This window comes from Kitasatospora putterlickiae, assembly GCF_039527695.1.
Classification (GTDB): domain Bacteria; phylum Actinomycetota; class Actinomycetes; order Streptomycetales; family Streptomycetaceae; genus Kitasatospora; species Kitasatospora putterlickiae.
The window spans coordinates 1-4,411 of record NZ_BAAAKJ010000512.1; the positions used below are offsets into that span (position 1 = coordinate 1).

Annotated in this window: 3 protein-coding genes and 1 pseudogene; 3 read left to right on the forward strand and 1 reads right to left on the reverse strand. The window is 77.2% G+C overall.

The features are described 5' to 3' along the window. Together ABD308_RS38275 and ABD308_RS38280 are read left to right on the forward strand one after the other, a co-directional pair. The coding region (locus tag ABD308_RS38275; protein WP_344345552.1) for a zinc-binding dehydrogenase at window positions 1-478 on the forward strand (478 nt) is incomplete at its 5' end. Between the two features lie 11 nt (window positions 479-489). Beyond that, a complete protein-coding gene (locus ABD308_RS38280; RefSeq protein WP_344345554.1) occupies window positions 490-1,263 on the forward strand; it encodes a VOC family protein in 774 nt (257 codons plus the stop codon). Here the strand turns inward: ABD308_RS38280 and lnt are convergent. Further along, entirely contained in the window at window positions 1,236-3,695 is a 2,460-nt protein-coding gene (gene lnt, locus ABD308_RS38285; protein ID WP_344345556.1) for an apolipoprotein N-acyltransferase, read from the reverse strand. The two genes, ABD308_RS38280 and lnt, sit on opposite strands and share 28 nt — an antisense overlap. Before the next feature lie 204 nt (window positions 3,696-3,899). Between lnt and ABD308_RS38290 the strand changes: the two are divergent. Next, window positions 3,900-4,411: pseudogene (locus tag ABD308_RS38290) on the forward strand (hypothetical protein); the annotation flags it as partial.

Below are 4,411 nucleotides of genomic sequence, written 5' to 3' on the forward strand. Positions count from 1 at the left end.
GTCCCCGGGCACGCCGGGGGGCGTCGGCAGCGCCGCCGCCCAGATCGCCCGCAGCCGCGGCATCCGCGTCATCGGCACGGCGGGCGACGCCAACCGCGGCCACGTCGAGTCGCTGGGCGCGGCGCAGGTCCGCTACGGCGACGGCGTCGCCGACCGGATCAGGGCGCTCGCGCCGGACGGCGTGGACGGCCTGCTCGACCTGGTCGGCGGGGACGACGCCCGCGCCGCCGCGGTGACCCTGGCGGACCGCTCCCGGCTGGTCTCCACCGCCGACCCGACCACCGCGGAGGAGCTCGGCGGGCGCTACATCACCCGCTCCACCAGCCCCAGGACCCTGGCCGAGCTGGCCGAGCTGGTGGCCGCGGGCGAGCTGGACCCGCACATCGTCAGCCGCTACCCGCTGGCCCGCGCCGCCGAGGCGATCGCCCTCGTCGAATCGGGGCACGCGCGCGGCAAGGTCGTCCTGGACATCGGCTGAGGGAGGGCGGGATGAAGCAGCAGGCGGTGACCACCGGCGGCCCGTGCTGGGTCGAGCACGGCAGCGCCGACCCGGCGGCGGCCCAGCGGTTCTACGGCGAGCTGTTCGGCTGGCAGGCGGAGACCGACGAGCGCCCCGAGGCCGGCGGCTACACCTTCATGAGGCTCGACGGCGCGGTGGCCGCGGCCGTCACCCCGCTCTACGGCGAGGGCCAGCCGACCGCCTGGAGCGTCTCGTTCCTGGTCGAGGAGGCCGACGCCGCCGCCCGCAGGGTGACGGGGGCGGGCGGGAGCCTGGTCGTCCAGCCGACCGACGCGCTGGACTACGGCCGGTTCGCGATCGCGGCCGACCCGTCCGGCGCGGTGTTCGGGCTCTGGCAGCCGGGCCGGCTGCGCGGCGCCGAGGTGTTCAACGCGCCCGGCGCCCTCGGCTGGGTGGAACTGCTCACCCGGGACCCGGACGGCGCCCGCGCCTTCTACCCGGCGGTGTTCGGCTGGACGGTCCGCCCCTCCGAGCGGTACACCCAGTGGGGCCTGGCCGACGGCGACTTCGGCGGCATGCTGGCGATGGACGAGGGCTTCCCGCCGCAGGTGCCGCCGCACTGGCTGCCGTACTTCTCGGCGGCCGACGTCGACGTCTCGGCCTTCCGGGCCGGCAACCTCGGCGCGACCGTGCTGATGGCGCCCGTCGACCTGCCGGGCGGCGGCCTGCGGATCGCCGTGCTGCGCGATCCGGTGGGCGCGGCGTTCGGCCTCTACTACCGCTCGGAGACCAGGGGCGGCTGACGCCGGCGCCCGGGGCGGAGTGCGAGCGCCGCCGCGCCGACGGTCACCAGGACGGCGGTCAGCGGCACCACGTCACCCACCCGCAGGTACCAGGTGGACGCGTCCGGCGCGGTCAGCGGCAGGTCCACCACCAGCGCGCCGGTGTCGTCGGTGCCCAGCCGCGCCAGCTCCCGCCCCTGCGCGTCGAAGGCGGCCGACACCCCGGTGAGCGAGGCCTGGACGGCGGGCCGCCCGGTCTCGGCGGCCCGGATCGCGGCCAGCGAGACGTGCTGCTCGGGCGCCCAGCCGTGCTGGAAGGTCGAGGTCGACGACTGGTAGACCAGCACCCGGGCGCCGTCGCGGGCCGCCGTCCGCGCCATGTCGGGGAACGCCGACTCGAAGCAGATCAGCGCCCCGACCGGCAGCGCCCGCCCCGAGCGGTCCACGGTCGGCAGCAGGTGCTGGCCGCCGCCCGGCGCCCGGTTCTCGCCCGCCGCCCGGCTGACCCCGGCGACCCAGCCGAGCACCGGGCGCAGCGGGATGTACTCGCCGAAGGGCACCAGCCGGATCTTCCGGTACCGGTCGACCACGCCGTCCGGCGACACCAGCACCGCGTCCTTGGAGATCCGCCCGTCCGCCTTGCGCGCGTCCTCGCCGGCCAGCAGTCCGGCCCCGGTCGCGGCGGACAGCGCGCGCAGCCGGTCGAGCGCGGCCGGCTCGCGGTCGAGGTCGGCGGTGGTGCTGGACTCGCCCCAGACCACCAGGTCCACCGGCCGCTGCCCGACCAGCGCGGCGGTGGCCCGCGCGCTTGCCTCGAACCGGGCCTGCGGCTCGTCGACGATCCCGGGCTGGACCAGCGCGATCCGCACCCGCGCCGGTCCCTCCGGCCCTTCCGCTCCGTCACCGGCGGACGCGGGCGCGGGCCCCATCGCGAACAGCAGCCGCCCGGCCGCCAGCGTCGCCCCCGCCAGCAGCGCGGCCGCCGCCCGGGGGCGCGGCTCGACGGCGGTGAGCACCACCAGCACGGCGGTGTTGACGGCCACCACGGCGGCGCTGACCAGCCAGATCCCGCCGGCCGAGGCCAGCGCCAGCACCGCCGGGTGCTGCCACTGGGTGGCGCCGAGCAGCGCCCACGGCCCGCCCAGCGCGGGCCAGGACCGCGCGTACTCGGTGGTCAGCCAGACCGCCGCGACCACCGGCGGGGCGAGCAGCGCCCGGCGGACGGTCAGCGGCGGGCGCAGCAGCCGCCACACCGCGACGCCCACCGCGGCCTGCAGCGACCCGAACACCACGGCGATCAGCGGCAGGGCGGGACCGACGGAGGACAGCAGCCAGGACATCCCGGCCAGGATGAACCCGGCGCCGAACCACCAGCCGCGCACCGCCGCCTCGCGCGCCCCCGGGGCCCGCCGCATCAGCAGCAGGCCGGGGACCAGCGCGACCCAGGCGAGCGCCGCCACCCCGGGGGCGGGGAAGGCGAGCACCGGCAGCGCCCCGGCGGCGAGCGCCGCCGACGGCAGCGCCCACCCGAGACCCGCCACCGTCGCCACCGCCAGCGGCCGGCCGGGCCGGCGCCCGAGCATCAGCAGCCCGCCCAGCACCGCGCCCATCCCGTACACGCCCATCACCAGCCCCCAGGCCCGCGCCCCGCCCAGCTCGCGCTGCGCGGTCAGCGGCCCCAGCACCAGGAACGGCGCCCAGACCAGGAAGTTGAACAGCGCCATCTGCACGGTGGTCACCCAGAGCCACCGCCGGGCGCGGAACTCGCCCCAGCCGTCCCGCAGATCGGCGAGCAGCGAGTCCTCGCCGCCGCCCGGGTCCGCGGGCGCCACCGCGGACAGCCGGGCCAGCGCGAGCGCGCCGACCCCGTACGTCACCGCGTCGATCAGCAGCACCGCGCCCGGCCCGAACCCCGCCGTGATCACCCCGGCGAGCGCGGGACCGGCCACCGTGGACACCGAACGCGCCAGCCCCAGCAGGGTGTTGGCGTCCGGCAGCCGCTCCTTCCGGCGCACCAGTCCCGGCACCAGCGCCCCCAGCGCCGGCAGGAACACCCCCTCGCCCAGCCCCCAGACGGCGACCAGCGCCACCATCACCGGCAGGGACGCGTGCCCCGTCGCCAGCAGCGCCGCGAACCCGCCCTGCACCGCACAGCGCAGCACGTCCGCCGCCAGCATCACCCGCCGGCCGCCCAGCCGGTCCGCGACCACCCCGCCGGCCACCATCACCAGCACGATCGGCAGGATCCGGGCGGCCATCACCCAGCCCAGCTCCGTCCCGCCGCCCCCGCCGTCCAGCACCGCGAAGGCCACCGCGACCGGCGCCATGGAGGAACCGACCAGCGAGGTCGCGTACCCGACGAAGAACCACCTGAAATCGCGCTCGCCCAGCACCGCCAGACGGCTGCCCAGCCGTCGACGGCGGGCCGGGACCCGCTCCGTCTCCCCTGTCATGGTCGCCCAGTCTGCCCACGGGCGAGAACCGCCGACAAGGCTTTCCCGGCGAAAACTTGAGCCTTTCCCCATCAATTTTCACCAGGCCATGGACCACCGCAGTAAACAGCGCCGAGAATCCACTTCCACCTGCCGTTTACTGCGCATCGGACTATTCTCTCCCCGACCCCTGATTCCATCGTTTACTGCGGAAAGCAGGCCCGGATGCCAGCCCTCCCCCCGGTCGAGTACGCGGTCGCCGTCGAGCACTACCTGACCGCCTCCGGACTCGGCCACGGCTCCCGCCGCGTCTACCGGATCGCCCTGCGCACCTGGGCCTGGGCGCTCGCCGACCGCCCCGCCCCCACCGGGCCCGAACGGCGCCGGGCCCAGCCGCCCGTCCTGCCGCTCGCCCTGCTCGACCACCCCGAGGCCGCCGCCCGACTGCGGGCCGCCGTCGACCTCCGCTCCGGCGACACCGACCCGCGCACCCTCAACCGGGAACTCTCCACCCTGCGCGCCGCCCTCACCTGGTGGCGCGCCCAGGGCTGGATCCGCACCGACCCCGCCGACGGCCTGCGCCCCCGCCCCCTCCCGGCCCCCGGCACCGGCCCCGCCCCGCTCACCCCCGACCAGCTCCGCGCCCTGTTCGCCCTGCGCGTCCCGCTACGCGAACAGGCCCTCTGGCGCCTCCTCCACGAGAGCGGCGCCCCCGTCGAGACCGTCCTCGCCCTCGA